Origin of the sequence: Uliginosibacterium paludis, from assembly GCF_039631355.1 — a bacterium.
Lineage (GTDB): Bacteria > Pseudomonadota > Gammaproteobacteria > Burkholderiales > Rhodocyclaceae > Uliginosibacterium > Uliginosibacterium paludis.
This window is the reverse complement of sequence record NZ_JBDIVF010000007.1, coordinates 133,160-159,973: the sequence shown is the minus strand read 5'-3', so window position 1 is coordinate 159,973 and position 26,814 is coordinate 133,160. Positions and strand designations below refer to the sequence as shown.

Genomic DNA, 26,814 nt, shown 5'->3' with positions numbered 1-26,814 from the left:
CGATGCGTGGCAAGGCACGCCGATTGCCCTGCTGCCTTCCAGGCGACCACAACGGTGGATCACCGCGATGCGATCAGGAACAGGAGCGATTCATGGCACAGGATAGCAGTCGAAGCCCGGCCTCCGGCCACCCTCACCCCCACAAGCCCCCGGCGCGGCCTCCCCGCTCCGGATCAGCGGGCCGGCCGGCAGAACCCCGTTCATTCAGTCAGCATGAATCATCACCCGCTCTTGCTGCAGCGCCTGCGGCCCGGGCGCTGCGCGGAGAGCGGCGATGAATCCGGCAGGCCTTCACGAACCCGCCCTCCGCGAACGCGACACCGCTGTTTCCTCGTTGCCGCCTGACACCGCGCCTGCCCCGGCCGGATCCAGGCTCTTCCGCTCTTTCTGGATGGGCGGATTCGAGGGCGCCGACCATGTGAACAGCCATGGCGTGGCGCTGGACATGCATGAGAGCTGCGGCCATGCCGGACGCATTGGCGAAGACTTCCGGCTCGCCGCCGTTCATGGCCTCACCACGCTGCGCGAGAGCATCGGCTGGCGCCGCGCCGAACCCCGGCCGGGCCGCTACGACTTCCGGCGCGCGCTTGCCATGGCGCAGAACGCGCGCATCAACGGCGTGCAGATCATCTGGTCGCTGATGCACTACGGCACCCCGCCCGATGTGAGCCTGCTCGACGACAGCCTGATCCCGCGCTTTGCCTGGTTTGCCGCCGCAGCGGCCTCGGCACTCGCGCCGCTGCATGACGACAGCCATCCGCCGATCTACAACCCGATCAACGAGATCGGATTCCTCGCCTGGGCCGTCACCTCGACACGCCTGATCCATCCTCACGGCCCGCCTGAAGGCGTTCATGTCGGCACGGTGGAGAGCGGCTACAACGTCAAGCGCCGGCTGGTGAAAGCCACGCTCGCGGCAATGGAAGCGATCCGCGAAGTCGATCCGCGTGCGCGCTTCCTGCAGATCGAGCCGATGGTGCATGTGGTGCCGCCTGCTGATCGGCCGGAGCTCGCCAGCCTGGCGCAGCAGATCAGCGATTACCAGTGGCAGGTGTGGGACATGCTCGCCGGCCGCATGGCGCCCGAACTGGGGGGCTCGCCCGAAGCGCTCGATCTCATCGGCATCAATCACTACCACGACGGCCAGTGGGAAGCGCTCACCGAAAAACGCCTGCACTGGCATGAGCGCGACCCGCGCCGGCGCCCGCTCTCCGGCTTCCTTGCCGACAACTGGCAGCGCTACGGCCGCCCGCTGATCCTCGCGGAAACCGGCCACTTCGGCGCGGGCCGGGCCGCCTGGCTGGATGAAGTGGCCTCGGAAGTGCACCGGGCGCACGGCCACGGCGTGCCGGTGGAAGGCATCTGCCTGTATCCGCTGACCGACCGCCACGACTGGAACACGCCATCCCATTGGCATCACAGCGGCCTGTGGGACGCCTCGCCGCACGACCTCGCCACGCCCGCCACCGTTCTGCCCCGCACCCGGCTGCTCCACAACGAGCTGGCCGCCACGCTCAACCTCTGGCGCGAAAGGCTGCCGGGGCTCGACCTGAAAGGAATGTCATGACCACCCTCCTCGTTTTCTCGCATCTGCGCTGGGGGCATGTCTACCAGCGCCCGCAGCATCTGCTCTCCCGCCTGGCCGCCCACTACAAGGTACTGTTCATCGAAGAGCCGGTGTTCGACCGCGGCCCGGCGCGCTTCGAGTGCAGCACGCCGAGCCCCGGCGTGGAAGTGCTCTGCCCCCACACGCCGGTAGAAGCGCCGGGCTTTCATGACGACCAGCTGGCCGCGCTGCGCCCCCTGCTCTCCAGCCATCTGCAGCGCCACGGCATCGACGACCTGGCGGTGTGGTTCTACACGCCGCTGGCGCTGCCGCTGCTCAGCGAGCTCAAGGCGCGCACGGTGATCTATGACTGCATGGACGAGCTCTCTGCCTTCAAGGATGCGCCGCGGCAGCTGCGCCAGCGCGAAACCGCGCTGCTGAAGCTGGCCGATCTGGTACTGACCGGCGGCCCCTCGCTCTACCAGGCGCGCAGCGGCATGCATCCGAACGTTCATTGCCTGCCGAGCGCGGTCGATGCGGCGCATTTCTCGCCGGACGGTCTCGACTGGCAGACTCCGCCGGCAGATACCGCACGGCACGCGATGGCCGGCATCGGTTCGCCCCGGCTGGGCTTCTGCGGCGTGATCGACGAGCGCCTGGATACCGGGCTGCTGGCCTCGCTGGCCGAAGCGCGCCCGCTCTGGCAATTCATCATGGCCGGGCCTGTCGCCAAGATCGATCCGGCCAGCCTGCCACGGCGCGACAACATCCACTGGCTGGGCATGCAGGCCTATGCAACGCTGCCCTTCCTGCTCGCGCGCTGGGATGTCTGCCTGATGCCTTTTGCGCTCAACGAGGCCACGCGCTTCATCAGCCCGACCAAGACACTGGAATATCTCTCGGCCGGCAAGGCCGTGGTCAGCACCGCGATCGCCGACGTGGTCAGCCTGTATGGCGACGTGGTGCGGATCGGCGAATCCGCTACGGATTTCCTCGCCCACTGCGACCGCCTGCTCGCCCGCACCGAGGCGCAGTGCCGACAGGACGTGGCCGATGGTCTGCGGGTTGCGCGCCGCGCCTCCTGGGATCGCAGCGCCGGCCTGATTCATGAGCTGATCGAAATCGAACTGCACCGGCATCCGGCCGCGCAGGCACCGCTGCGCAGTCTCGACAGCCCTGCTGCAGCAGCCGCGGCGGCGGGTGCATCCGATGCCGCCCCGCCCCCCGCACGCGGCCACATGCGGCCGCCCCGCTCGGTTCGCCAGCTGATCATCGGCGCCGGGCCCACCGGGCTCTCCGCCGCGTACCACCTCGGGCTTGCTTCACAGGAGGGCACCGATACCCTGCTCATCGAGCGCGAAGCCACGGTGGGCGGGTGGTGCCGCTCGGTGCAGCAGCAGGGCTTCACCTTCGATCATGCGGGGCACATCATGTTTTCGAACGACGCCGATGTGCAGGCGCTCTACACCCTGCTGCTGGGCGACAATGTGCACTGGCAGGATCGGGAAGCCTGGATCTACAGCAAGGGCGTGCACACCCGCTACCCCTTCCAGGGCTCGCTCTACGGCCTGCCGCCGGAGGTGCTGCGCGAATGCGTGGTGGGCGCCATCGAAGCCCGCTTCGGCCCGCTCGAGGGGCAGCGCGCAGCCCCTGCCGACACCACCCCGCCCGCGAACTTCCGGGACTTCATCCACAAGGTCTGGGGCAAGGGCATCGCGAAGCATTTCGCCGAGCCCTACAACACCAAACTCTGGACCGTGCCGCTCGAAGAGATGGAAACCTCCTGGCTCGGCGGCCGGGTGCCGCTGCCGGATCTGGAGCAGATGGTTCGCGGCGCGCTGGAACCGACCCCACGCCCGATGGGCCCCAACGCGCGCTTCGGCTATCCGCTGCGCGGTGGATTCCAGGCGCTGATGGATGGCTTCCTGCCGCATCTGCGCTGCGAGCTCGCCCTCAAGACCGGCGTGCTGCAGCTCTCGCCCTCGCGGCAGACCGTGCGGCTCGATGATGGACGCACGATCCGGTTCGAATCCCTGATCAGCACCATGCCGCTGCCCCGCCTCGTCGCGGCCTGTGGCGACGAAGCGCCGCCCGCGGTGCGCGCTGCAGCCGCAGCCCTGCGTCAGGTGTCGGTCCGCTGCGTGAATATCGGTGTCGGGCGGGAAAACATCACCGACAGGCACTGGGTGTATTACCCGGAGGACACGGTCTTTCACCGCATCTTCATGCAGGGCAATGCGAGCCCGCACTGCAACCCGCCCGGCGGCTTCGGCTTCACCTGCGAAATCAGCTACAGCCCGCACAAGCCCCTGCCCTGCGAGGGCGAAGCGCTGACCGCACGGGTGATCGAGGACTGCCGCCGGATCGGGCTGCTCACGCCGGACGACCCCATCCTCTTCGCCGGCCAGCTTGACATGCCCTGCGCCTATGTCGTGTATGACCATGCCCGCGCCGCGAATGTCGCGCTGATCCGCGACTGGCTCGCCGGCTTCGGCATCGTGCTCGCCGGCCGCTACAGCGAGTGGGAGTACTACAACTCCGACCACGCTTTCCTCGCCGGCAGGCGCGCGGCGGAAGAATCCCTCGCCGGCACCCTGCAACGCCAGGCCGGGCCCCGGCCAGCCAGCGCGCAGAGGGCCGCCTCATGATCATCGACGCGCACATCCACTGCACCGGTCAGGAAACTGAGCGCCAGGTGCTTGACGCGCTGGACGAGGCCGGCATCGACCAGGGCGTGCTGCTCGCGCCCTTCCTGACGCCGCCCTATTCGCTCGATGACGCGGCCTCGCTGCGGCGCGCGAATGCCCACCTGGCAAAGCTGGTGAAGGGCCATGCCGACCGGCTGGTCGGGCTCGCCGTCGTCGATCCGCGCGACCCGGCCGCCCCCGACGATCTGCGCCACGCCATCGAGACTCTGGGCCTCACTGGCGCGAAGATGGTCCCGACCGGCTGGTATCCCTATGAAGACCGTGTGCAGCCAGTGTTCGCGGTGGCCAGCGAACTGCGCCTGCCGCTGCTCTTTCACAGCGGCATCTTCATCGACGGCCGCTCCGGCCGCTTCTGCCGGCCGGCCTTCTTCGAGGTGCTGCGCGAGCACCCTGGCGTGCGCGTCACGCTGGCGCACCTGGGCTGGCCGTGGACGGATGAAGCCATCGCCGTCGGGCTCATCGATCGCATCCACGGCGTGCCGCCCGAGCGCGTCACCTTCCGCTTCGACCTCTCCTTTGGCTCGCCGCCGGCCTATCGCCGCGAAGTGCTGGCAAAAGCGCTCGACGTGCTCGGCCCGGAGCTCCTGCAATTTGGCAGCGACTGCTTCACGCCCTGCCCGGGCAGCCAGTTCGCCGAGCGCAAGGGCTGGCTCGGCGAGCTGCTCGACAGCCTGCAGGTCGAGCCCGCGGCGCGCGAGCAGATCTTCGGCGGCACAGCGAGCCGCTGGCTGCAGGCTTCAGTCCGCACGCCCGCAGCCGCGGTCTCCACGCATGCCGCCTGAATATTCACGAACCCCGACATGACCACCATGAGCTCAAGCAGCAAGATTCGCACGCCTGCGCCGAACGAGCGCATCCACATCCTTGAAATCCTCGGCAACGCCATCTCGGGCGGCATGGAAAACCATGTGCTGCGCCTGATCGAGCGCCTGCCCCGCGAGCGTTTCACGATCACCGCACTGTGCCCCTTCGAGAGCCCCTGGACCGAGCTGCTGCGCGACCAGGGCGTTGAAGTGCTGGTGACACCCATGCCGCCGGACGACGTGCCCTGGTGCTCGCTGCAGCTGGCCAGCACGCTGATCCGCAACAGCGGCGTCGACCTGCTGCACGCCCACCTGCCCAACGCCAACATGCTCGCGGCGCTGGCCGCGAGCCTGACCGGCAAGCCGCTGCTGACCACGATCCACGCACGCACGCTGAGCACGCAGGATCTGGAAATCCACCGCGCGACCGGCAACCATCTGGCGGTGGTCTGCAAGCAGACCTACTTCCAGGCGCTCGCGCTGGGCGTCAATGGCGCACGCCTCTCATGCATTCCGAATGGCGTGGATACGCAGCGCTTCAGGCCGCGAGAGGAGTCGCCCGGCCGCAGCGGCCTCTTGCGCCAGCGTCTGGGCATTCCCGATGCGGCGCCGGTGGCGGGCTTCGTCGGCCGTATCCACTGGGAAAAAGGGCCGGATGTGTTCGTTCAGGCCGCCCTGCTCGCGAGCCAGCGTGCGCCCGACGCGCACTTCGTGCTGGTGGGAGACGGCCCGATGCGCGACGGTCTGGCAGACCTGGTCGCCGAATACCGCCGGCAGGACCGCATCCACTTTGCAGGCCTCGTCGACGATATGCCATCTGCCTATCAGGACATGGACCTGACGGTCTCCTCCTCCTACTCCGAAGCCATGCCGCTGGCGGTAATGGAAGCGATGGCGAGCGGCTTGCCGGTGATCGCCACCCGGGTCGGCGGCGTGACCGAAATGCTCGAGCAGGGCGAAACCGGCTATCTCGTGGCGCCGGGTGACGCCAAGGCGATCGCGGACATGCTGGCCTTCCTGCTGCGCTCGCCTGCCGAAATGCAGCGCCTCGGTGCGCGCGGCCGGCAGCGCTGCGTCGCCCTCTTCGAACTCGAGCAGAGCGTGGAGCGCACGGCCCGCGTGATCACCCGACTGCTGCCGACCACGACCACCCAGGCGCGCCGGGTGAGTGCGGCCGTGCTGAGCGATCCGCCCAGCGCCGGCTGAGCCGGAAATGGTGCGCCCAACCGGGCGCTCGGTCTCCCGCCGGATAGAAGGCCCCGAGCGCACGCATGCTGCGCCCGGGGCCTTCGCGGGTCGGGCTCAGAAGGAATACTTCAGCCCCACGCTGGCCTGATCCACCCAGTTGTCCGAATCGCCGGCGAACTGGAAGCGGTGACGCTCCCATTGCGCAAGGGCCGTCCAGCGCGGATCGAGGGCGACCGAAATGCCGCCGCCAAACGAAGGGCCCCAACCATAGACCTTGCCGGTCGCCACACCGGAGCCCGCTGTGGCGGTGGTCTTGGTCTGTCCGTAAGTGGCGCCCGCCAGTGCGAACAACGACACCACATCCCCCCGCAGCGGCGCCCGCAGCACGAGGCTCAGATTCAGGCCCTGGGCGCGTGTGTCACCCCCACCGCGCTCGGCGTTGCCCATGTTGAGATAGGCCAGCTCCAGCCCGACGAAGCGGTTGAACATGCCGCCGCTGAAAACCTTGCCGGCCATATCCGGGTCTTCGCAGGAGCCGCTGCCACAACGCGTGTCATAGAAGGCACCGCCGAGCGTGGCGCCGACATAGCCGTTGCGCGTGCGCGGAATCCAGGAATAGCGCTCGGCCTCGGGCGTATCCGACAACCAGCCCGAGCCGCTCATGCTGCTCATGCCGCGCGATGAGGATTCCGACGAGCTCATGCCGGTGCCGCCCGGATAGGTCTGCGCGCTGGCCGGCGCGAGCGGCAGGAGGGAGAGAACGCCGGCGAAGGTAATGAAAAGCGATGCGGTTGGCTTCATGTGATGGACTCCGGATCTGTAAGGTTTGGCGAAAGCCGGCGCGGGCGGAATGCCCACGCCGGTGCAGAGCGCCTCTTCGGGTGGCAAGCCCCGTTCCCGTGCACCCGGCACTCAGGCCGCAGAGCTGACCGGCATCGGGAAATGCCGCCGGCCCGCATCCAGCCGGTAGCGGAAGTAGGCAACCGTCTCGCGCAGCCCGTCATCGAGGCTCACACCGGGGCGCCAGTCGAGCTCGGCCCGCGCACGCGAGATGTCGGGCCTGCGCCGGCGCGGGTCATCCGGCTGACGCGGCAGATAGACCAGCGGCGAGCGGCTGCCGGTAAGCGAGAGCACACGGTCGGCCAGCTCCAGAACGGTCACTTCGACCGGATTACCCAGATTGACCGGCCCTTCGACCGCAGAATCCATCAGCCGCAGCAGGCCCGCAACCGTGTCATCCACATAGCAGAGGCTGCGCGTCTGCATGCCATCGCCATGAATCGTGATCGGCTCTCCCCTGAGCGCCTGCACGATGAAATTGCTCACCACGCGGCCATCACCCTCATGCAGGCGCGGCCCGTAGCAGTTGAAGAGACGCGCGATACGCAGGCTCAGCGGGCGCTCGGCGAGGCTGGAGATCATCAGCGCCTCGGCAAAGCGCTTGCCTTCGTCATAACAGGCGCGCGGGCCCACCGGATTCACATGGCCGTGGTAATCCTCGCGTTGCGGATGACATTGCGGATCGCCATAGACCTCGCTGGTAGAGGCCTGCAGCAGCCGCGCACCGCTTGTCTGCACCAGCTCCAGCAGGCGCCAGACGCCCAGCGCGCTGCTCAGCGCGGTCTGGACCGGATGCTGCTGGTAGTAGGCAGGGCTCGCCGGGCAGGCGAGATTGAAGATCCGCGTGGCCCGCGCAGCGAGCGCGGGCAGCGGCCGGGTCAGGTCATGCTCGATCAGGCGGAAGCGCGCATGCCGGCGCAGATGCGCCACATGCCCGGCGTGGCCGGTCGAGAAGTTGTCCAGCGCAATGACCTCGTGCCCCTGCTCGAGCAGACAGCCGCACAGATGGCTGCCGATGAAGCCCGCTCCACCGGGCACCAGCACCGGACCATGGTCCGCCTCCTTCTTGTTCATCGGATCTCTCCCGGATTCCCGGCGAGGATGCCGGCTCATGCGCAGGGCAAATCGTGTGCCTTCTCCGGTGGCGCCACCGGCACCAGGCGGAAGCGGTTCGCGCTGGCGCGCAGCACCTCGGGCGCCGTAATCGCCTGGGCACAGCCATCGGCCTCCGGGCATATCCGCACGGCGCAGGGCCGGCATGGCCGGTCGGCCCAGAGCACGGTGTGCAGCACCGGGTCCGGCGGTGCCCAGCGCGCCACCTCGGCACCGCAGCTGATGACCACACTGGGCGTGCCCAGCGCCGCCGCGATATGCGATACGCCGGTGTCATTGCAGATCAGCGACTGGGCACCTTCGATCAGCGCGCCCAGCGTCCACAGGCTGGTCAGCCCGATCAGGCTGATGGCCGGATGCCACATGTGTGCCCGCACCGCCGCCGCGATCGGCGCTTCGCTCGCCGATCCGCTCAGCACCACCGCATAGCCTTGCGCGGCCAGTGCATCCGCCACCTCGGCGAAGCGCTCGGGCAGCCAGCGGCGGGAAGGCAGTTGCGAGCCGGCGTGAATGCAGACATAGGGCTGTGCGCTCAGCGTCGGGCACAGCGCACGCAGCGCCGCGCGATCTTCTTCCTTCACCGGAAACTCGAGCGCCCGCCCCTGTCGTGGCATGCCCAGCGCATCGGTCAGACTCAGCAGGCGCTCGACCTCGTGGCCGGCTTCGGGCCAGCGCACGAAGCGCTGCGCATCCTGCGGCGGCACCCAGGCTTCGTCATCGAAGAAGCCTGCGGTGTGGCGCGCGCCGAAACGACTCAGCAAGGGATTGGTGATGCGACCACTGCCATGCAACTGGATCGCCAGGTCGAAACGATGCGCGCGCACATCATCGAGAAAACGGGCGAAGGCCTCCGCCTCGAATGGGGTCTCGGGCAAGCCGGGATAGCCGGGGAAAGCAATCATGCCGTCGAGCCAGGGGCAGCGCTCAACGAAAGTGTGTGCCCAGGGCAAACCGATCAACCAGATCTGCGCCGCCGGGTGGGCCGCGCGGATGGCCCGCAGCGCGGGCACGGCACACAGCAGGTCACCCAGCATCAGCGCACGGAAGACCGCGATGCGTGCGATCGGCGCCGGCAAGGCCGCCGCGCTCATCGAGGCGTTTTCTCCAGCAGGAAGGGACCGATCACCAGGGCGTCGAGCGGCGTGGTGAAGAAAGCATCGAGCGCATCCTTGGGCGTGCACACCACCGGCTCGCCGCGCACGTTGAAGGAGGTGTTGATCAGCACCGGCACGCCGGTAAGCCGGCCAAAGGCCTTGAGCAGATCGTGATAGACCGGATTGCTCCGGGCATCCACCGTCTGCACGCGTGCGGTGCGATCCGCATGACATGCCGCTGGAATACGGTCGGCCTGTGCCGGCAGCACATCGTAGATGAACAGCATGAAGGGCGCGCGACCGCCATTGGCCTCGGCCGGCGAGAACCACGCCGGCAGCTCGTCCTGCGGAATGGCGGGGGCAACCGGCCGGAAGTCTTCGCGATCCTTGAGCTCGTTCATGCGCGCCTGCATCCCGGCGCTGATCGGCGAGGCGAGGATGGAGCGGGCGCCCAGCGCGCGCGGCCCGAACTCCATGCGGCCCTGGAACCAGCCGATGATGCGGTCATCGGCCAGCAGGCGGGCCGTTTCGCCGGGCACATCATCGAGACGGCGGTAAGTGAGCTTCGCCGAGCGCAGCAGCGCTTCGATCTCCGCTTCGTCGTAGCCAGGGCCGAGATAGGCGTCTTCCATCTGCCAGCGGCGCGGCGCCAGCAGGATGCCGTCCTCCTCTGCGGCGGGCTTTGCGGCGGGCGCGGCAGGGTCCGTCAGTCGCTCCCGCGCATCGACCCACAACGCGGCGCCCAGCGCCGTGCCGGCGTCCCCTGCCGCCGGCTGCACCCAGACGGAGTCGAAGATACCGGCGTCCCGCAGGCGGGCGTTCATCACGCAGTTGAGGGCGACGCCGCCCGCCATCGCGAGATGTCGTGCTCCGCTGCGCTCGCGCAGCCACCGGGCCAGCCCGAGCACCGTCTCCTCGAGGACGGCCTGCAGCGACGCGGCGATATCGAAGTGGACCTGTCCGAGCGCGCTCTTTGGCGTTCGCGCAGGTCCGAAAACCGCAGCCGGATCGAAGGGCCTGATCACGAACTGACCGTCCTCACCCAATTGCACGATCTCGCGGAGGGCCTCGAGATGACGCGGCTCGCCCAGCGCGGCCAGCGCCATCACCTTGTACTCGTCGCTCGAATTCAGAAAGCCGAGATGACTGGTGACGTCCTCGTAGAGAATGCCAAGCGAATGCGGCACGCGCACTTCCCCGAGCGCGACATAGCGCTGATCGCGCCAGAGGCCATAGGTGGTGCTGGCGCGCTCGCCACGGCCGTCCAGGGTCATCACCGCACACGCCTCGAAAGGCGCGGCGAGAAAGGCGCTGGCCTGGTGACAGAGGTGGTGATTCACGTCATGCCAGCGGAAATGCGTAAGCCCGCGACAGGCCAGGCGCTTGCGCAGATGATGCGGTACGCCGTCGGCAAGCTGGAGCGGAGCGTTGCGCATGTAGGCGAGAAAGAGACCGTCCCACGGGCTGGACCAGTCTTCCCGCCGGCCGGCCGCCGGCTTGAGCGGCAAGGTGATGCTGTCGGTGTCGGCGCTGAAGCAGCCCGGGAAGTATTCCGGGTCAAAGCTATAGGCGACATGATCGACCTCCGCCATCGTGATGCCCGCTTCGGCGAGACAGTAGTCGATCGCATGGAAAGGCAGCTCCCAGGCCGAGAAAGGCACCGGGCGCTTCGCATGCTTGATCCGTGTGAAGCGCTCTTCTTCGGCGGCTGCACGCGGGATGCCGTCCACGACCAGCGCTGCGGCGCTGTCGTGAAAGGCGGCGTTGATTCCAAGAGTGATCATCCTGCCTCCACAGATTGACTGAATGCTTGATGCGCCGGCCGCTGCAGGCGGTCGGGGAATGCCTGCATGAGCGCCAGCGCGGCGTCGGCCACCCGGCGTGGCCGCACTTCGCTGAGACAGCGATGGTGGCCTTCGGGACACTCGCTGCGGAGGCAGTTGCGGCAAGGCACGTCCTCGTTCAGCACCACGGCGGGTACTTCCCAGGGCGTGTGCTGGGGATTGGTCAGCGCATAGAGATCCACCACCGGCGTACCCAGTGCGGCGGCCATGTGCACCGGCCCCGAGTTGTTGCTCACCAGTACGCGGGCGCCGGCAAGCAGCGCACCGAGTTCGCCCAGGCGCAAGCGGCCGGCCAGAGAATGGGCAGGCGTGCCCATGGCGCAGCGGGCCGTTTCGATCAGGGGCGCTTCCGCGCTGCTGCCGGTAAACACCGCCAGCGCCCCGCTCCGCGCCGCAATCAGGTTCGCCGCCGCACCGAAGAGCGCGGCCGGATAGCGGCGCGAGGCCGCGCTGGCGCCCACGTGCACCACGAAATAGTCCGCCGCGGGCCCGAGGCCTTCGGCCGCCATCAGCTGCTTCAGACTCGCCTCATCGTCCGCTGCGAAGGCAAAGCGCAAGCGGTTCGAGGGCGTCTGCATGCCGACCCGGGCGACCAGTGCAAGCTGACGCGCCACCTCATGGCGCATGCCATGCTCGACCACCTCATGGTCGGGCACCCAGTCACTCAGCAGTGCATAGGGATTCTCGCGGCAATGCGCCAGGCGCAAGGGGATGCCGGCCATCATGCACAGCATCGCGGCCGGCAGCGGGCTCTGGGTGCACACCGTAAAGATGATGGCGGCATCGAAGGCCATGGCACGCAGCTGCGTCGCCATCGACTCCAGCCAGCCGGGCCCGGGCGGGCAGCCCGCGCCGGCCTTCATCCAGGGGGCCTCGAAGGGAATGAAGGCGTCGACGTCCGGCAGATGCCCGCTCAGCATCGCGCTGCCCGGCGAACTCAACAGGCTGATGTGCGATCCGGGCAGCGCATGACGGATCGCGGCCAGCGCGGGGGTCGTCATCAGCACGTCGCCCAGGTTGTCCAGCCGCACCGCCAGAATGCGCCGCGCGGCACGCCATGCCTTCGGCATTTCCGCCGCGGACTCGATGGCCCGGCTCATTCGCGCAGATTCCCGGAGGCACCAGGCGGTCGGAGCCGGGTATCTTCCCCCCGCACGCCGAGAATGATGCGGGCGGCCTGCAGCAGATCGCTGCAGCGGTAATCGGGCTTGCGCAGGGGGGTCATGCGCCAGATCGTTTCGCTGCCGCGGTCGAGCAGGATGGTGCGGCAACCGGCGCGAGCCCCTGCCTCGATGTCGTCGAGAATGTCACCCACCATCCAGCTGCGCGCGAGGTCGTAATGCCCGGCGACTGCGGCCTGGCGCAGCAGCCCGGGCGCGGGCTTTCTGCACAGGCAGGAGAGTCCGCCAGGTGGCGCTGGCGCATGCGGACACACGTACATCCCGGCGAGCTCAACACCTGCTTCCTGACGCACGCGTGCCCTCAGCGCCTGCTCCAGCAGCTTGAGCTGGTGGCGGGTGAAGAGCCCCATTGAAACGCCCGGCTGGTTGGTCACGATGACCAGCGGAAAACCCGCCTGACCCAGGAGACGCAAGGCCGGCACCGCGCCCTTGGTAAAGCGCAGTTGTGCCGGATCGACGTTATGCGGCACGTCTTCGATCAAGGTGCCGTCCTTGTCGAGGAACACGGCCGGACGCGCGCTGCCTGAAAGCCTGGCAGGCCCCTCCCCGGGCGGCAGATCGGGCACCGCCCGCATGCTGGCGACCACATGGTGTGCTGCGCCACACCTCACGCGGCGTTCCGCCCGAACAAGGCGGCCGGATGCGGCATGACGGGAGTTCGCCTTGCGCAGGGAGCAAAGCGGTCGGTGCTCAAGGAGGAGCGTTTCATCATGATCCTTGCTGCCAGAGAGGCGAGAGCCGGAAACCGGAATGCGCACTGTCCGGCAAGCCGCATGCCCGCCGCACCGTGACGCGCGCCGACACGCCTCCTTCACGCGTGAAGCGTCGAAGACCGCGCGTCGTACTGCATCGCTCACAGACTCACCCGGGCCGGGGGTTCCTCCTCGCGCCACTTGCGCACGATCGCCCGGATCCACAGCGCAACCGTGGTCGCGAAGACCTCGTCATACAGCGGAAAAGCCCCGCTCGCGGCCACCACGATGCCATCGAGGCAAATGCCGCCGCTGAGCAGCGTGTCGCCCTCGTTGAGCAGATGGGGCATGAGGCACTGCACGACATGGCCATCGCGCCCGGTGCACCAGCTCAGGCGTGCCTTGGCCCGCGCAAACGCGGCGTAGTCGGCGTCCCATTTCGTGCGGTCACCAAAGCTCCGCTCGTAGAGCACGGCATCCTCGAAACGGAAGTCATGGGCATGCTTAGCAGGATCCATGACAACCAGATAGAGGAATCCGCTGCCCACAACGCCCCGGTCATTCAGCGCCTGCTCGATCATCGGCTCGGTCAGTCCGACGGCCAGCTGAGCGACCTCGCAGGTGAAGTAGTGGCAGCTGCGGGTCGTGCGCTCAAGGGAATGAAGTGCGTGAAGGTCCGGTGTTTTCATTGCTTCCTCCTGCAAGCAGTTGGAGGCGCGGCGAGACCTGGCCTCGCCGCGCGGATCAAGCCTGGCGGAGGTTGCTCAGAAATCCATGCCCTGCCAGTAGTTGCGCTGCCCGTAATAGGTATGCACTTCGCTGGCCCAGGTGCTGTCTGCCATGGCGGGCCAGTGGTCCTTGTCGAAACCCGGCGCGTTGCGCAGGCGCTCGGCATCGATGTCCAGCAGGAAGCACTTGCGGTCAGCGTCGAGCGTGAGGGCGGACCAGGGAATCGCGAACAGACGCTCGCCGATGCCGAGGAAGCCACCGGCAGCCAGTACGGCATAGGCCACGCGGCCGCTGGCAACGTCGATCATGATGTCCTTGATGTCACCGAGCTTCTCGCTCTGCATGTTGAGCACATCGTTGCCTTCCAGCGTATCGGCCGCCATGACGTCGGGACCGGGGCCGGAGCCATCGCGCTCCGAGCCGACGATGCGGGTCTCGCCGGAAGTGAGGAAAGGCTTCTGGGTGGAATCTGTCTGCATGGCACGTCTCCAGGGTTGAAGAGAATCCGGGCGCGGATGAACCCGGCCCGCCCGCGCGAAGGCCCGGGCTGCGAGGAGGCGGCAAGCCGCGTGCCCGGTCCCGGCGGGCAGCCTCTCGGCCGCTGGCTCCCGGTGCCGCCGCAGCCGCGGGCACAGCGCTTGCCCTGCTGCTCGCGACATCCACCACTCCCTCTCACGCCCATGAAAATCGCAATGATCAGTGAACACGCTTCGCCCCTTGCAACCCAGGGTGGCGTCGACAGCGGCGGGCAGAACGTCTACGTGGCCTACCTGGCTCGCGAGCTTGCCCGCTGCGGCCACAGCGTTGATGTATTCACCCGGCGCGACAGCCCGGATCTGCCCCGCGTGGTGCAATGCGCCCGCAACCTGCGGGTGATCCATGTGCGCGGTGGCCCCGAGCAGGCCATCCCCAAGGAAGCGCTGCTGCCCTGGATGACGGAATTCAGTGAGGAGGTGCTGGGCTGGTGCCGCGCACAGGCCGAGCCCTATGACGTGGTTCATGCGAACTTCTTCATGTCGGGCCTGGCCGCGCTGCGCCTGCGCGACGAGCTCGGCCTGCCCTTCGTGATTACCTTCCACGCCCTGGGCAAGGTGCGCCGCGCCCACCAGGGCAAGGCCGATGCGTTTCCGGAAGCGCGTCTGGACATCGAGCAGCAGCTCGTCCGCCAGGCCGATCGCATCATTGCCGAGTGCCCGCAGGACCGGCAGGACCTCATCACGCACTATGCGGCCGACCCGGCCCGTATCGACGTGGTGCCCTGCGGCGTGAACATCGCCGAGCTGGGTTTCGGTGACGGACTTTCGCGGGACCGGCTGGGGCTGCCTGAGGATGCCTTTGTCATTCTTCAGCTGGGCCGGCTGGTGCCGAGAAAAGGCATCGACAATGTGATCCTCGCGCTCTCGCACCTGCGCCATCAGCTCGGCATCGACGCCACGCTGCTGGTCGTCGGCGGCGAATCCGCCCTGCCCGACCCGGTACGGACGCCGGAGATCGCGCGCCTCGGTGCAATTGCCGCCTCGGCCTCGGTGGCTGACCGGGTGATTTTCACCGGCCGGCGCGCGCGCGCCGATCTGCGCGACTACTACTGCGCGGCGAATGTATTCGTCACCACGCCCTGGTATGAGCCCTTCGGCATCACGCCGCTGGAGGCCATGGCTTGCGCACGGCCGGTGATCGGCGCTGCGGTGGGCGGCATTACCCATACGGTGGTGAATAACGTCACCGGCTATCTCGTGCCACCCCGCGATCCAATTGCGCTGGCCGACCGGCTGGCCCGTCTGCATGCGGACCCGGTCCGCGCACAGGCCTTCGGTCACGCCGGCCTGCAACGCGTGCGCCGGCTCTTCACCTGGAAGAAGGTGGCCGAAGCCCTGATTCCCGTCTATGGCGCGGTGTGCGCCTCACCCGCTGCAGACACCCTTGATGCGGCCCGAATGAAGGCAGCCAGCGTATGAACGAGACACTTGAAGGCAAGCGGGTCCTGGTCACCGGAGCCGCCCGCGGACTCGGCCGCGCCCTGTGCGAATCGCTCTGCCGGGCCGGCGCACGGGTAGCACTGGCAGACATTCGCGCCGGTCTGGCCGAGCAGGCTTGCGAGGAATTGCGCGCCCAGGGCTTCGACGCCATGCACCATGTGCTCGACATCCGCGACCCGCTCCAGATCGAGCGGACCAGCCAGGCCATCCATGAACGCTTCGGCGACCTGGACATCCTCGTCAACAGTGCCGCGATCGACTACACGCTGCCGATCGACGAGCTGACCATCGAGCAGTGGGATGAAGTCATGGCCACCAATCTGCGCGGTCCCTTCCTGCTGACCAAATATGTGGTCGATGCAATGAAGCAGCGCGGCAGCGGCGACATCATCAACATCACCTCCACGGCCGCCAAGCGTGCCTGGCCCAATGCCAGCGTGTATCACGCCAGCAAGTGGGCGCTGCTCGGCTTCTCGCACGCGCTGCATTCGGAGTTGCGCCCCCATGGCATCCGCGTCACCGCGGTGGTGGCGGGCGGCATGCGCACGCCTTTCCTGCTAGACCGTTTTCCGGACATCGATCCGGCCCTGCTGCAGCCGCCTGAAAATGTCGCGGACATGATCGTCAAGGTGCTGACGCTGCCGCGGGACAGCGTGGTGCCGGAAATCTCCATCCTGCCGATGAGGGAGACCTCATGGCCCTGAGCTCCCCTGCCCACGAAGCGCTGATGGCGACGCAGCTTCCCTTCCTGCCGCAGCTGTCGGTCGTCATTCCGACCTGTCGGCGACCCGATCTGCTGGAGCGCTGCATCCATGCGTTGCTGGCACAGGAGGGCATCCATGGCGAGCTGGAAATCGTGGTGGTCGATGACGCCCGCACGCCGGCCTGCAAGGATGTGGTGCGCGGCTACACGCTGCCGTTGATGTCGGTCCGGCTGCGCTGCATTCATCCGCCCGCCGGCGCGTGTGGCCCCGCCGCCGCGCGCAACGCCGGCTGGCGTGCCGCGCACGGCGCCATCATTGCCTTCACCGATGACGACACCCTTCCCGACCCGCACTGGCTTGCCGAAGGCCTGCGCGCCCTGACACCGGGCACCGGGGCGGTGTGGGGGCGCGTCGTGGTGCCGATGCCCGAGCACCCCACCGATGCGGAGCGCAATACCGGCGGCCTGCACGACGCCGAGTTCATCACCGCCAACTGCTTCGTGCGCCGGGATGTCATGCGTCGGGTGGGCGGCTTCGATGAGCGCTTCAAGCGGCCCTGGCGCGAAGATTCGGACCTCTACTTCACGTTGCTGGACGCGGGCATCCGCGTGCTGCCTGCACCCGCCGCTGTCGTCGTGCATCCGGTCCGCGATGCGCCACCCGGCAACTCGATCCGCCAGCACCGCAACCTGATTTTCGATGCGCTGCTCTACAAGAAGCATCCCCGGCTCTATCGCCAGAAGATCTCGGCCGGGCCGCCTCTGCACTACTACCTCGTGGTACTTGCCGGCCTGATGCTGCTGGCCGGCCTGCTCACCGATACGCCGGGCCTGTGTGTGGCCGGCGCGCTGGTCTGGCTTGCCCTCAGCGCACGGCTGGCGGTGCGCCGCCTGCGGGGCGTCTCGCACCACTGGCTCAATGTGAGCGACATCGTGGCGAGCTCGCTGATCATTCCCTTCGTGGCCGTGTTCTGGCGCCTGGCAGGTGCCTGGCGCTACCGCGTGCCCTTCGCCTGAGGACACCGCATGGTCAGCCCGCGCCGGCTCCGAATACTCACCTGGCATGTACACGGCAACTATCTGTACTACCTCAGCCAGGTACCTCACACCTTCATCGTGCCGGTCAGCGATCGCCATGGCAGCGGCTATGGTGGTCTCGGCGGTTCGCTCCCCTGGGGCGACAACATGCAGGAAGTCCCCGCCAGCGAACTCTCGAAATGCCAGTTCGATTGCATCCTGTTCCAGTCTCGGCGTGCCTATCAGGAAGATCAGCAAGTGCTGCTGACCGAGGCGCAGCGCCAGCTGCCACGCATCTATCTGGAGCATGACCCGCCTCAGCTGCATCCGACCAACACGCCACATCCGGTGGATGACCCCGGCATGCTGCTGGTGCATGTGACGCACTTCAACGCGCTGATGTGGGACAACGGCCGCACACCGGTGCAGGTGATCGAACATGGCGTGAAGCTGCTCGGCGAAGCCCGCTGGACCGGCGAGCGCGCGGCCGCGATCGCGGTGGTCAACGAGCTCGCGCGGCGAGGTCGCCGCCTGGGTGCGGATGTGCTGGACACCGTGCGCCGCGAAGTGCCGGTCGATCTGGTCGGCATGGATTCGATTGCTTCGGGCGGCCTGGGCGAGATCGACAATCTCGCGCTGCCGGCCTTCATGGCGCGCTACCGGGTGTATTTCCATCCTGCGCGCTGGACCAGTCTGGGCCTCTCGGCCATCGAGGCGATGATGGTGGGGCTGCCGGTGGTGGGGCTGGCGAGCACCGAGCTCTCGACCGTGATCCGCAACGGCACCCACGGCTATCTCGCCACCGATCCGAAGCAGCTGATCGAAGCCATCGCCCATCTGGTGAGTGATCCGGCAGAAGCCGCACGGCAAGGGGCTGCGGCCCGCAAGCTCGCGAACGAACGCTTTTCGATCCGCCGTTTCGTGGCCGACTGGCTGGAAACCTTCGACCGGGTCACGCGCTGAGGATGCCAGGGGCATTCCTCCCGCTAGCGGGCAGGCCGGAAAGCAGCGCGGCCGGCGCGCAGGTGCGGGGCCGCTACGCCCCTGCGCGCAGGCTAGCCGCCCTGCTCCCCGCCCGCCGCACCTTGGGCGTCCTTTTTCAGCAGCAGGCTGATTTCGCCGTTGCTCTCCAGATAGGCACGCGAGACCTCGCTCAGATGCCGCACGCCTTTCTCGCGCATCTTCGACTCCAGCTCTTCGAGCGTGAGCAGCTCGCGCCGCATGTTGGCCCGCAATGGCACGCCGTCACGCACCAGCAGCAAGGGTCTGGGCTGCAGCAGGCGTTCGAGCCAGGGCGACTGATAGGCCGCCCAGTCGCACAGGTAATTCCATGCCGCCAGCGTGGCCACCAGCAGGAAGCCATCGCTGATCGAGCGGTATTCACCCGCCATGGCGTTCTGCGCCGCATCGGCAATCATCACCAGCAGCAGCACATCGGCAATCGCGATGGAGCCGGTATCACGTCGCAGGATGAAACGGAAGAGCGCAAAGATGAACCAGTACACCGCACTGCCGCGGAGGACGATTTCGGCCGGATGCAGGCTGAAGGCGAAGAGCTCCGCAAGATCGAGCCCGCTCATTCCCTGCCCTCCATGCAAGGCGCCGGGGCGACCCGACGCCGGTCTGCATCCGGCCTGCGGCCCGAGTGGCCATTGCCCCTCATGGCCGGAGACCTCAGCGCCGCCTCAGGCAGCTCAGGACATAGCCCAGCGCCGCTGCCAGCGCGATCGAGGTGAGCGGATGCTGGGTCACGCAGGTCCGGCAGCTCTCCATCCAGCGCTGGCGCGCGTCTTCGAAACCGGCCATGCCGGAGCTGACCGCTTCGCTGGCGCCGCTGAGCGTGCTCTGCACCTTGTCGACGGCCGGTGCGACCTTGTCGACGAGCTGATGCGCGCCGGCCGCGGCCCGATCCACCGCTTCATGAGAGGTTCCGGTCATGCCGGAGGAGGATTTCATCGTGCCTTGATCTTCGCTTGCCATGGTGTGCTCCCGGGTAAGGGGGCGACCGCCTCCCGGCCGCCCTGCACCGGCTTTCGGCAAACCGCGTACCCGCTGCCCGCATGCGGCCCGCAAACCTGCCGGTCGGCGTGGGGGAAACCGGGCAATCGGTCAGGTGACGATGCCTCGCACTGCCCGATCCGTTACAGTAGTTTTCCCCAACTCGACGCCCTGCGCCGGAGCGCCACGCCTGGTCCGCCACAAGTCCCGCCTCCCCGAAGCCCTGCCCTGCAAGGCTTGCTGCAATCCCTGCAGCGGGATGCGGGCATTGCGCGACACCGGAACGGCACACCGGCTTCTGCGGCTTCACGGAACTGAAAGGAGAGTGTGGACAATGAACCACGCCCTGATAGTGGACGACGACCGGGACTCCGCCGAAATGATGGCGGCCCTGGTCGCCACCGAGCACTTCACCGTGGCAACCGCGCATTCGCTGCGGGAAGCCCGGCGCAGCATCGCCATGCAGCGCCCCGACATCATCCTGCTCGACCTCCGGCTGCCCGACGGCAGCGGCATGGAGCTCTTCGAGGATGGCGAGCTGCTGGCCCAGACGCAGGTAGTGCTGATTACCGGCCACGCCTGCCTCGAGACTTCGATCCAGGCCCTTCGCCTGGGTGCGGCGGACTATGTGGTGAAGCCCATCAATCCGCGTCATCTGCACACCATCCTGTCGAACGTGACGCGCCCCTCCGCGCTGCGCGCGGAGGTGGATACGATGACCAGCGAGCTCGAGCAGACCGGCCACTTCGGCCATCTGTGGGGCCGCTCGGAAGTCATGCAGGCGGTCTATCGACAGATTTCGCGGGTGGCCGCCACCGCCGTCACCGTGCTGATCACCGGCGAGAGCGGCACCGGCAAGGAGCTGGTGGCGCGCAGCGTGCATGACCTCTCGCGCCGCCGTAACGGCCCCTTTCTCGGGATCAACTGCGGCGCCATTTCGCCCCACCTGATCGAGAGCGAAATCTTCGGTCATGAAAAGGGCAGCTTTACCGGCGCCGACCGCCAGCATCAGGGCTTCTTCGAGCGCGCGCAGGGCGGCACGCTGTTTCTCGACGAAGTCACCGAGATGCCACTCGATCTGCAGGTGAAGCTTCTGCGGGTGCTCGAGACCGGCAGCTTCATGCGGGTCGGCTCCAGCCAGCTGCATCACACCGATGTGCGCCTGATCGGCGCCACCAACCGGCAGCCGGCGCAGGCCGTGGCGCAGGGCAAGCTGCGCGAGGATCTGTATTACCGGCTCAACGTGTTCCCGATTGCGCTGCCCTCGCTGCGCGAGCGGCTGGAAGACGTTCCGCTGCTCGCACAGCACTTTCTCGCCGGCATCAACGCGGCGGAGAACGCAGGCAAACGTTTTTCTCCGGAAGCGCTGGAGCGGCTCCGCAGCCATCGCTGGCCGGGCAATGTGCGCGAGCTGCGCAACGCGGTGCAGCGCGCTTTCGTGATGGAGCCCGGCGACACAATCGGGCCCGAGTTCCTGCCACTGACATCGGGCTCGGCAGAGCGCAACGGTGCGGGCCGCGCAAGCCTCGTCGGCGAGCCACCTGAAACCGGGCCGGCACCGGCCATGATCACGATTCCGGTGGGCACCTCGATGGTCGAGGCCGAGCGCCAGCTGATCTTTGCCACGCTGCGCTACTACGACAATCACAAGGAGCGCACCGCGGCCGCACTCGGCATGAGCCTGAAGACGCTCTACAACCGCCTGCGTGATTACGCCGCCGAAGGGCTTGAGATCGAGAGCGCACGGCCCTGGCAAGGCTAGGCGGACTCCGCTTCAGGCCGGAGCCGGCGTCGCCTGCAGGAAGGCCAGCAGAGCCTGCTCGTCGCGCGTCAGCCGGCGCGTGTCGGGCGCCGGCATCGCGGCTGCGGCCGTCCCCTGTTCGAGCGCATCGGCGTCATCGGCCATGCGCTCACCCAGCGCCAGTACCGCCGGGTGAATATAGGCCTTGCGACAGACCGCCTCGGTGTTGCCCAGACGCCGCGCCACTTCGCGCACCACTGCCGGCACGCGCATCGCCCCCCCGGCCGGGGCGCTGCGGATGAGCCTGAACGCTTCCACGGTGCCATGCCAGGCGCGGAAATCCTTGGCAGTGAAACGCGCACCAGCAGCCTCGGCGAGATAGTCGTTCACATCCCCCGAGCCGATGGAATGGACCGTGCCCGCTTCCTCGTACTGGAACAGTGCCTGCCCCGGCAATTGCTTGCAGCGCCGGATGACCGCTGCCACCCGGCGGTCGTGCAGGCTGACCTCGTGCCGCACGCCATGCTTGCCGCGAAAGCGCAGGCGGATCTCGTCGGTGCGGATCTGCGCATGCTCGTTGCGCAGCGTGCTCAGGCCGTAGGACTGGTTCTCACGCGCATAAGCCACATTGCCGATGCGCATGAAGGTGCTGTCGAGCAGGCGTACCAGTGTCGCGAGGATCCGCTGCCGGGTCAGCGGCGCATCCGGCCCGCCGCCAAGGTCCCGCGTGACCCGCTGACGGATGTGCGGCAGCGCCTCGCCGAAAGCCAGCAGCCGGTCGAACTTGTCCGCCGAGCGCCGCGCGCTCCATTGCGCGTGATAGCGATACTGCTTGCGCCCGCGAGCGTCCCGCCCGGTGGCCTGAAGATGGCCGTCCGGCCAGGGGCAGATCCACACCTCGACATAGGCCGGCGGAATGGCGAGCCGGCGGATGCGCGCCAGGGCTTCGCGGTCGCGCAGCAGCTGGCCGTCCGGCAAGCGATAGCTGAAGCCCTTGCCGCGCCGCTCGCGCCGGATGCCGGGCAGCTCGTCCGTCACATGGCGAAGCTCGACTTCCTCCTCATGCGCTGCACCGGCCCGGAAAGCGCTGCGCCCCGCCCGGGCCGGTGTGCGGGCTTTCAAGTGTGCGCCTCAGTCCGAAGGCGGCTGGGCGCCCGCACGGCTGGGCGTTCCGGCATCGGCACCGGTGGCGCTTTTGCCGCCCTCACCGGGCAGCCGTCGCGCAGCAGCCAGATGCTGGCGCAGCACCGGCAGCTTCCTCGCGGCCCAGGCACGCACCTCGGAATCTTCCGCGTCGCGACTGGCTTTCTCGAAGAGCTTGATGTCATCTTCATGATCCTCGATGCCGACCTGCTCGATGAATTCGCGATCGAAGTCCTTGCCACTCTTGCGCTGCAGGCTTTCGAGTGCCATGCGCTTGGTCGCCGGCAGCTTGGTGGGCAGTTCCACATTGCTGCGCATCGACACCAGCTGCTTCAGCTCATCGTTGGCCGCAGTGTGCTGCACCACCAGCATCTGGGCAAAGCTCTTCACGCCCGGCGCCGAGGCGCGTTCAACGGCAATGCGCGCTGCCTCCACCTCATACAGGCCGGCACCGGCGGCCTTCTCGACAAAGTTCCGGTCAGAGTTGCCGAGTTTCGTGCCCTTCGAGGCGTTCGCGGATCCTGTCGACGACGCTGCGCTGTCTGCCACGCGGATCAGCCCGCCCCAGAGCAGGTCCCGCCCATGCGCCTTCATGCGCGAGTTGCCCGCGCCGCCCTGCGTGCCGGAGCCGGAGCCCGTACCCGCGCCAGAGCCCGTACCGGTTCCGGTTCCCGTCCCGGTGCCGCTGCCACCGCTGTCGGGAGACGGCGCACTGCTGCCTGCGGAGCTGCCGCTGCCGCGACCCATCGGGCTGGACGACTGCCCGCCATCACGCCGTGCCGGCCCGCTGGATGCGCGGCTCGACGTCGCGCCGCGGCTGCTGCGCCGGGAGCTCTTCGTCTGCGCCGAAGACGACATGCCTGCGTCCGAACTCCACGAGCCACCCGAGCTGGCGCTCCCGTTGCGCAGATCACCTTCCGCAGTCCGCACGAGCATGCCGCTGGAATGATCGAGGCTGCGTGCCAGCGCGAGGGATCGGTCCGGCATCAGCTCCTTGCGAAGCCCGGTGCCGGGCTGGCTCGAGGAGGAGGAACTGCCGTTCATGCTTGCAGGTGCGGATGCCTCACCCGCCGGGCTCATGGGCGCGGGAGTCATCGGGGCGGGCGTGGTGGCGGTCGGTGGGGCCGCATCCGGAGTTGTCGGCTGCATCGGTGCCGTATCGGCACGCGGGGTGGAATCCTGCCGATTGCATCCGCCGACGCTGAACAGGATGGCAAGAATGGCGCCGATACCGGCGGCTCTGTCAATGAATTTCCGGTTGATCATGGTGTGCTCCTCGTGAGTCCGCGGCAGGCCATGCGCGCGGCGTAGTCATTCTCAATGCCAATGGAATGCCGGTTCATTCAGTGCGCGGGGCCGCGCAGCGAACGGACCTGGTCATGGTTGCGACGGGCGCCGAGGTACTGCCGCTCGACCACCGCACGCAGGGTTTCCGGCAGCGGCTTCTCGAGCGCCTTGCGGTAGGCAGCAACGGCCGTGTCTTCGCCGCGCTCGCACTCGGCCAGCAGGGCCTCGTCGTCATAGGACGAGAGCACCGAACGCACCGCGACCCAGCCCCGGTGCAGCGCGCCCGTCACGCTGCCGCTTGTATCGGGCGTCTCGCCCAGTTGCACCACGCACTGCTGCAGTTCGCGCGCGGCTGCCTGGCATTCATCCGCATGCCGGCCGAGCAGGCTTGCGAGATTGGGCGAGCTGGCCTTCTCGGCACACATCCGGAAGCCGTACTCACCGTCCTTGCAGGTTTCGATCAGGTCGTTGAGTGTCGAAATCACGCTCTGTGAATCCATGGAGATCTCCTTGTGAAGAAAACGTCGGGGGTCGGGGCAGGTGCAGTGCCGCGAGGCCACCTGCCCGTCACCTCCCCGGCACTTAGCGTGCCCGTGGGACACGCTCCGGCCAGGCATGTCGCTTGCCCCGGGGACCGGACTCCCCGGCGCAAACGCACCGCGCCCCTTGAGCTTTGCCCTTGCACAGGAACGGACCCCGACATGAGAGAACAACCGAATCCCGGCACCCCGGCAGACTCGGCCGACGCCGACGAGCGCGCCTTCGTCCCGGCCAGCGAGATCCTGGGCTCGATCACGAGCAGCATTTCCGGCCCCAGCACGGCCCTGCCCGACCCGGCAAGCGGCGATGAGCTGGAGGACGCCGCCCATGCCCGGCTCGCGCGCAAGCGGACGGCTGACGAAGCCTTCGCCCGCCAGATGGCGGCCAACCCGCTCAAGCCGGCGGAATATGACACCTCGCCGCTCGCGGTGCCCCCGCGCGGCCTGCCGCTGATGCCCGCAAGCGAGATCGACGGCGCGAGCACCGTGTCGGAAAACATGGAGTCGGACAAGGTCGGCAGCGGCAGGCCCCTCACCGGCTACAACGCCCAGAACGAATCGCTCGACCGTGTGCGGGTCGACGCCTCAGGCCAGGTGCTCACCACCAACCAGGGCGTGGCCGTTGCCGACAATCAGAATTCCCTGCGCGCGAGCCTGCGCGGGCCGACCCTGCTCGAAGATTTCATCCTGCGCGAGAAGATCACCCACTTCGATCATGAGCGGATTCCGGAGCGCGTCGTGCACGCGCGCGGCTCGGCCGCCCACGGTTTTTTCGAGTGCTATCAGGATCTGTCGGATCTGACCCGGGCCTCGATCTTTTCGGAGCCCGGCAAGCGCACGCCGGTCTTCGTGCGCTTCTCCACCGTGGCCGGTGAGCGCGGCTCGGCCGACACGGTGCGCGATGTGCGCGGCTTCGCGGTGAAGTTCTATACCGATGCCGGCAACTGGGATCTGGTCGGCAACAACATTCCGGTCTTCTTCATCCAGGACGCGATGAAATTCCCCGATCTGGTCCACGCCCTCAAGCCGGAACCTCATCACGCCATGCCACAGGCATCTTCGGCGCATGACACCTTCTGGGATTTCGTCTCCCTGATGCCCGAATCCACGCACATGCTGATGTGGATCATGTCGGACCGCGCGATTCCGCGCAGCTACCGCATGATGCAGGGCTTCGGCGTGCACACCTTCCGCCTGGTCAACGCGCAGCAGGAAAGCGTGTTCTGCAAGTTCCACTGGAGCCCGCTGGCCGGCACGCATTCGCTGATGTGGGATGAGGCAGTGAAGATCGCCGGTGCCGACCCCGACTACCATCGCCGCGACCTCTGGGAATCGATCGAGGCCGGCATCTATCCGGAGTACGAACTCTCGCTGCAGATCTTCACCGAAGAGCAGGCGCAGCAGTGGAGCTTCGACATTCTCGACCCCACCAAACTCGTGCCGGAAGAGCTGGTGCCACTGCGCCCGGTGGGCCGCATGGTGCTCAACCGCAACCCCGACAACTTCTTTGCCGAAACCGAACAGGTCGCTTTCTGCACCGCGCACATCGTGCCGGGGATCGACTTCACCAACGATCCGCTGCTCCAGGGCCGCATCCATTCCTATGTGGATACGCAGCTCACCCGCCTGGGTGGCCCGAACTTCCATGAGATACCGATCAACGCGCCGGTAAGCGGCGTCTACAACAACCAGCGCGATGGCATGCATCGTCAGGCCATTCCGCGCGGCCGCGTATCCTACGAGCCCAACTCGCTCGCCGGCGGCTGCCCCTTCCAGGCAGGCGGCGCGGGCTTCACCTCCTATCCGGAACACCTCGCGATGGCCGACAAGCTGCGCGGCAAGCCGGAGCGCTTCGCCGACCACTTCACGCAGGCGCGCCTCTTCTGGCAGAGCCAGTCGCAGATCGAGCAGCATCACATCGTCAGCGCCTACCGCTTCGAGCTCTCGCGCGTGCAGACCCAGGCCGTGCGCGAGCGCGTGGTTTCGCTGCTGGCAAATGTGTCGATGGATCTGGCGCAAGGCGTGGCGAACGGGCTCGGCATCCGGGTGCCCCGCGCGCAGCAGGTGGTGAAGCCGCTCGAGATCGCCCCCGAGGTCAGCGAGTCGCCGGCGCTCTCGCTGTTCGCGCGACCGGGAGAGGACAGCGTGCGCGGGCGCCGGGTGGCCTTGCTGGTCACCGACGGTGTGGAGGCGGCGAGCCTGCATTCGGTGCTCGACATGCTCGCCGAGGAAGGGGCTGCGCCACGCGTGGTCGGCGCCCGCCTGGGCGTGGTGCGGGCGGACGACGGCTCGGTGATCCATGTCGAAACCACCGTGGAAGCCATGCCTTCGCCCCTCTGGGATGCGGTGGTCGTGCCCGGTGGCGAAGGCATCCAGCTGGTGCTCTCGAGCTATGGCCAGATGGTGGAGTTCGTGAAGGATCAGTACCGGCACTGCAAGCCGATCCTGGTGCTGAGCGACGATCCGGTGCTGCTTGAAGCGGCAGGTATTCCGGTCGACATGCCGGCCGACGAGCCCGACCCCGCGCTCATCCGCCTCAGGGCCGAGCGCAGCCAGGAAGATTCGGTGACGGCGCTCGCGGTCAGCGTCGCGAGCTTTCGCGAAGCGCTGGCGCGGCATCGCAACTTCCTGCGCGAAACAGACCCGCCGGTGGTCTGAACCCCGGCAGGCCC

23 protein-coding genes are annotated in these 26,814 nt (G+C 67.7%); 10 read left to right on the top strand and 13 right to left on the bottom strand.

Going from position 1 to position 26,814, the window contains the following annotated elements; genetic code table 11:
• Positions 1-274 precede the first annotated feature (274 nt).
• Genes ABDB87_RS15955 through ABDB87_RS15940 form a run of 4 tightly spaced genes read left to right on the top strand, consistent with a single transcriptional unit; the run spans position 275 to position 6,263 of the window.
• Positions 275-1,567 (top strand): hypothetical protein, encoded by a 1,293-nt coding sequence (locus ABDB87_RS15955; protein ID WP_345928865.1) that lies wholly within the window; start codon positions 275-277, stop codon positions 1,565-1,567.
• Positions 1,564-4,194 (top strand): NAD(P)-binding protein, encoded by a 2,631-nt coding sequence (locus ABDB87_RS15950; RefSeq protein WP_345928863.1) that lies wholly within the window; start codon positions 1,564-1,566, stop codon positions 4,192-4,194. The genes ABDB87_RS15955 and ABDB87_RS15950 overlap by 4 nt, the downstream gene beginning before the upstream one ends.
• The gene (locus ABDB87_RS15945; protein WP_345928862.1) at positions 4,191-5,036 is read left to right on the top strand and encodes an amidohydrolase family protein; all 846 of its coding nucleotides are present in this window, start codon (positions 4,191-4,193) and stop codon (positions 5,034-5,036) included. Before ABDB87_RS15950 ends, ABDB87_RS15945 begins: the two co-directional genes overlap by 4 nt.
• Positions 5,037-5,054: 18 nt before the next feature.
• Positions 5,055-6,263 carry a glycosyltransferase family 4 protein gene (locus ABDB87_RS15940; protein ID WP_345928860.1) on the top strand — a complete coding sequence of 403 codons (1,209 nt, stop codon included), beginning with the start codon at positions 5,055-5,057 and terminating at the stop codon, positions 6,261-6,263.
• 96 nt (positions 6,264-6,359) lie between these two features.
• Here the strand turns inward: ABDB87_RS15940 and ABDB87_RS15935 are convergent, their stop codons facing one another.
• The 8 genes from ABDB87_RS15935 to ABDB87_RS15900 all read right to left on the bottom strand — a co-directional run bounded on the left by ABDB87_RS15935 (position 6,360) and on the right by ABDB87_RS15900 (position 14,217).
• Complete coding sequence (locus ABDB87_RS15935) at positions 6,360-7,046, bottom strand: outer membrane beta-barrel protein (protein ID WP_345928858.1); 687 nt, start codon at positions 7,044-7,046, stop codon at positions 6,360-6,362.
• A gap of 111 nt (positions 7,047-7,157) precedes the next feature.
• Complete coding sequence (locus ABDB87_RS15930) at positions 7,158-8,159, bottom strand: GDP-mannose 4,6-dehydratase (RefSeq protein ID WP_345928856.1); 1,002 nt, start codon at positions 8,157-8,159, stop codon at positions 7,158-7,160.
• A gap of 35 nt (positions 8,160-8,194) precedes the next feature.
• Entirely contained in the window at positions 8,195-9,289 is a 1,095-nt protein-coding gene (locus ABDB87_RS15925) for a glycosyltransferase family 9 protein (RefSeq protein ID WP_345928854.1), read from the bottom strand.
• Positions 9,286-11,076, bottom strand: coding sequence for a carbamoyltransferase family protein (locus ABDB87_RS15920; protein WP_345928852.1), 1,791 nt, complete (start codon positions 11,074-11,076; stop codon positions 9,286-9,288). Before ABDB87_RS15920 ends, ABDB87_RS15925 begins: the two co-directional genes overlap by 4 nt.
• The gene (locus tag ABDB87_RS15915; protein ID WP_345928849.1) at positions 11,073-12,236 is read right to left on the bottom strand and encodes a glycosyltransferase family 9 protein; all 1,164 of its coding nucleotides are present in this window, start codon (positions 12,234-12,236) and stop codon (positions 11,073-11,075) included. The genes ABDB87_RS15920 and ABDB87_RS15915 overlap by 4 nt, the downstream gene beginning before the upstream one ends.
• Positions 12,233-12,928, bottom strand: coding sequence for a D-glycero-alpha-D-manno-heptose-1,7-bisphosphate 7-phosphatase (locus ABDB87_RS15910; protein WP_345928847.1), 696 nt, complete (start codon positions 12,926-12,928; stop codon positions 12,233-12,235). The genes ABDB87_RS15915 and ABDB87_RS15910 overlap by 4 nt, the downstream gene beginning before the upstream one ends.
• A 242-nt stretch (positions 12,929-13,170) precedes the next feature.
• The gene (locus tag ABDB87_RS15905; RefSeq protein ID WP_345928846.1) at positions 13,171-13,698 is read right to left on the bottom strand and encodes a hypothetical protein; all 528 of its coding nucleotides are present in this window, start codon (positions 13,696-13,698) and stop codon (positions 13,171-13,173) included.
• Between the two features lie 75 nt (positions 13,699-13,773).
• Positions 13,774-14,217, bottom strand: a complete 444-nt coding sequence (locus ABDB87_RS15900; RefSeq protein WP_345928843.1) for a PRC-barrel domain-containing protein — start codon at positions 14,215-14,217, stop codon at positions 13,774-13,776.
• 213 nt (positions 14,218-14,430) lie between these two features.
• Between ABDB87_RS15900 and ABDB87_RS15895 the strand changes: the two genes are divergently transcribed.
• Genes ABDB87_RS15895 through ABDB87_RS15880 form a run of 4 tightly spaced genes read left to right on the top strand, consistent with a single transcriptional unit; the run spans position 14,431 to position 18,397 of the window.
• Positions 14,431-15,693, top strand: a complete 1,263-nt coding sequence (locus ABDB87_RS15895; RefSeq protein ID WP_345928841.1) for a glycosyltransferase — start codon at positions 14,431-14,433, stop codon at positions 15,691-15,693.
• Positions 15,690-16,418, top strand: a complete 729-nt coding sequence (locus tag ABDB87_RS15890) for an SDR family oxidoreductase (protein ID WP_345928839.1) — start codon at positions 15,690-15,692, stop codon at positions 16,416-16,418. The genes ABDB87_RS15895 and ABDB87_RS15890 overlap by 4 nt, the downstream gene beginning before the upstream one ends.
• Complete coding sequence (locus ABDB87_RS15885) at positions 16,409-17,434, top strand: glycosyltransferase family 2 protein (RefSeq protein ID WP_345928838.1); 1,026 nt, start codon at positions 16,409-16,411, stop codon at positions 17,432-17,434. Before ABDB87_RS15890 ends, ABDB87_RS15885 begins: the two co-directional genes overlap by 10 nt.
• Before the next feature lie 9 nt (positions 17,435-17,443).
• Positions 17,444-18,397: a glycosyltransferase gene (locus tag ABDB87_RS15880; RefSeq protein ID WP_345928835.1), complete on the top strand. Its 954-nt coding sequence runs from the start codon at positions 17,444-17,446 to the stop codon at positions 18,395-18,397.
• A 92-nt stretch (positions 18,398-18,489) separates the two neighbouring features.
• On the opposite strand, the gene ABDB87_RS15875 is transcribed toward ABDB87_RS15880, so the two are convergent.
• Positions 18,490-19,014, bottom strand: coding sequence for a DUF421 domain-containing protein (locus ABDB87_RS15875; RefSeq protein WP_345928833.1), 525 nt, complete (start codon positions 19,012-19,014; stop codon positions 18,490-18,492).
• Positions 19,015-19,108: 94 nt separating this feature from the next.
• Positions 19,109-19,414, bottom strand: a complete 306-nt coding sequence (locus ABDB87_RS15870; RefSeq protein WP_345928832.1) for a hypothetical protein — start codon at positions 19,412-19,414, stop codon at positions 19,109-19,111.
• Between the two features lie 352 nt (positions 19,415-19,766).
• On the opposite strand from ABDB87_RS15870, the gene ABDB87_RS15865 reads away from it, so the two are divergent.
• Positions 19,767-21,194 carry a sigma-54-dependent transcriptional regulator gene (locus ABDB87_RS15865; RefSeq protein WP_345928830.1) on the top strand — a complete coding sequence of 476 codons (1,428 nt, stop codon included), beginning with the start codon at positions 19,767-19,769 and terminating at the stop codon, positions 21,192-21,194.
• A 12-nt stretch (positions 21,195-21,206) separates the two neighbouring features.
• Here ABDB87_RS15865 and ABDB87_RS15860 read toward each other — a convergent pair whose 3' ends face one another.
• The 3 genes from ABDB87_RS15860 to ABDB87_RS15850 all read right to left on the bottom strand — a co-directional run bounded on the left by ABDB87_RS15860 (position 21,207) and on the right by ABDB87_RS15850 (position 24,103).
• Positions 21,207-22,295: a DNA topoisomerase IB gene (locus tag ABDB87_RS15860; protein ID WP_345928828.1), complete on the bottom strand. Its 1,089-nt coding sequence runs from the start codon at positions 22,293-22,295 to the stop codon at positions 21,207-21,209.
• A gap of 9 nt (positions 22,296-22,304) precedes the next feature.
• A complete protein-coding gene (locus tag ABDB87_RS15855) occupies positions 22,305-23,582 on the bottom strand; it encodes a DUF4142 domain-containing protein (protein WP_345928826.1) in 1,278 nt (425 codons plus the stop codon).
• A gap of 77 nt (positions 23,583-23,659) precedes the next feature.
• Positions 23,660-24,103, bottom strand: a complete 444-nt coding sequence (locus ABDB87_RS15850; protein WP_345928824.1) for a ferritin-like domain-containing protein — start codon at positions 24,101-24,103, stop codon at positions 23,660-23,662.
• 201 nt (positions 24,104-24,304) lie between these two features.
• Here ABDB87_RS15850 and ABDB87_RS15845 point away from each other — a divergent pair, with 201 nt between their 5' ends.
• Positions 24,305-26,800 carry a catalase gene (locus ABDB87_RS15845; RefSeq protein WP_345928822.1) on the top strand — a complete coding sequence of 832 codons (2,496 nt, stop codon included), beginning with the start codon at positions 24,305-24,307 and terminating at the stop codon, positions 26,798-26,800.
• Positions 26,801-26,814 lie beyond the last annotated feature (14 nt).

What these genes read in the sequence shown, in the direction of transcription:
- ABDB87_RS15955 (WP_345928865.1), top strand. Translation starts at nt 275, where the DNA reads ATGAATCCGGCAGGCCTTCACGAACCCGCCCTCCGCGAACGCGACACC.
- ABDB87_RS15925 (WP_345928854.1), bottom strand. Translation starts at nt 9,289, where the DNA reads ATGAGCGCGGCGGCCTTGCCGGCGCCGATCGCACGCATCGCGGTCTTC.
- ABDB87_RS15850 (WP_345928824.1), bottom strand. Translation starts at nt 24,103, where the DNA reads ATGGATTCACAGAGCGTGATTTCGACACTCAACGACCTGATCGAAACC.
- ABDB87_RS15895 (WP_345928841.1), top strand. Translation starts at nt 14,431, where the DNA reads ATGATCAGTGAACACGCTTCGCCCCTTGCAACCCAGGGTGGCGTCGAC.
- ABDB87_RS15905 (WP_345928846.1), bottom strand. Translation starts at nt 13,698, where the DNA reads ATGAAAACACCGGACCTTCACGCACTTCATTCCCTTGAGCGCACGACC.
- ABDB87_RS15945 (WP_345928862.1), top strand. Translation starts at nt 4,191, where the DNA reads ATGATCATCGACGCGCACATCCACTGCACCGGTCAGGAAACTGAGCGC.
- ABDB87_RS15880 (WP_345928835.1), top strand. Translation starts at nt 17,444, where the DNA reads ATGGTCAGCCCGCGCCGGCTCCGAATACTCACCTGGCATGTACACGGC.
- ABDB87_RS15855 (WP_345928826.1), bottom strand. Translation starts at nt 23,582, where the DNA reads ATGATCAACCGGAAATTCATTGACAGAGCCGCCGGTATCGGCGCCATT.
- ABDB87_RS15900 (WP_345928843.1), bottom strand. Translation starts at nt 14,217, where the DNA reads ATGCAGACAGATTCCACCCAGAAGCCTTTCCTCACTTCCGGCGAGACC.
- ABDB87_RS15890 (WP_345928839.1), top strand. Translation starts at nt 15,690, where the DNA reads ATGAACGAGACACTTGAAGGCAAGCGGGTCCTGGTCACCGGAGCCGCC.
- ABDB87_RS15865 (WP_345928830.1), top strand. Translation starts at nt 19,767, where the DNA reads ATGAACCACGCCCTGATAGTGGACGACGACCGGGACTCCGCCGAAATG.
- ABDB87_RS15950 (WP_345928863.1), top strand. Translation starts at nt 1,564, where the DNA reads ATGACCACCCTCCTCGTTTTCTCGCATCTGCGCTGGGGGCATGTCTAC.
- ABDB87_RS15915 (WP_345928849.1), bottom strand. Translation starts at nt 12,236, where the DNA reads ATGAGCCGGGCCATCGAGTCCGCGGCGGAAATGCCGAAGGCATGGCGT.
- ABDB87_RS15870 (WP_345928832.1), bottom strand. Translation starts at nt 19,414, where the DNA reads ATGGCAAGCGAAGATCAAGGCACGATGAAATCCTCCTCCGGCATGACC.
- ABDB87_RS15875 (WP_345928833.1), bottom strand. Translation starts at nt 19,014, where the DNA reads ATGAGCGGGCTCGATCTTGCGGAGCTCTTCGCCTTCAGCCTGCATCCG.
- ABDB87_RS15920 (WP_345928852.1), bottom strand. Translation starts at nt 11,076, where the DNA reads ATGATCACTCTTGGAATCAACGCCGCCTTTCACGACAGCGCCGCAGCG.
- ABDB87_RS15935 (WP_345928858.1), bottom strand. Translation starts at nt 7,046, where the DNA reads ATGAAGCCAACCGCATCGCTTTTCATTACCTTCGCCGGCGTTCTCTCC.
- ABDB87_RS15845 (WP_345928822.1), top strand. Translation starts at nt 24,305, where the DNA reads ATGAGAGAACAACCGAATCCCGGCACCCCGGCAGACTCGGCCGACGCC.
- ABDB87_RS15930 (WP_345928856.1), bottom strand. Translation starts at nt 8,159, where the DNA reads ATGAACAAGAAGGAGGCGGACCATGGTCCGGTGCTGGTGCCCGGTGGA.
- ABDB87_RS15940 (WP_345928860.1), top strand. Translation starts at nt 5,055, where the DNA reads ATGACCACCATGAGCTCAAGCAGCAAGATTCGCACGCCTGCGCCGAAC.
- ABDB87_RS15885 (WP_345928838.1), top strand. Translation starts at nt 16,409, where the DNA reads ATGGCCCTGAGCTCCCCTGCCCACGAAGCGCTGATGGCGACGCAGCTT.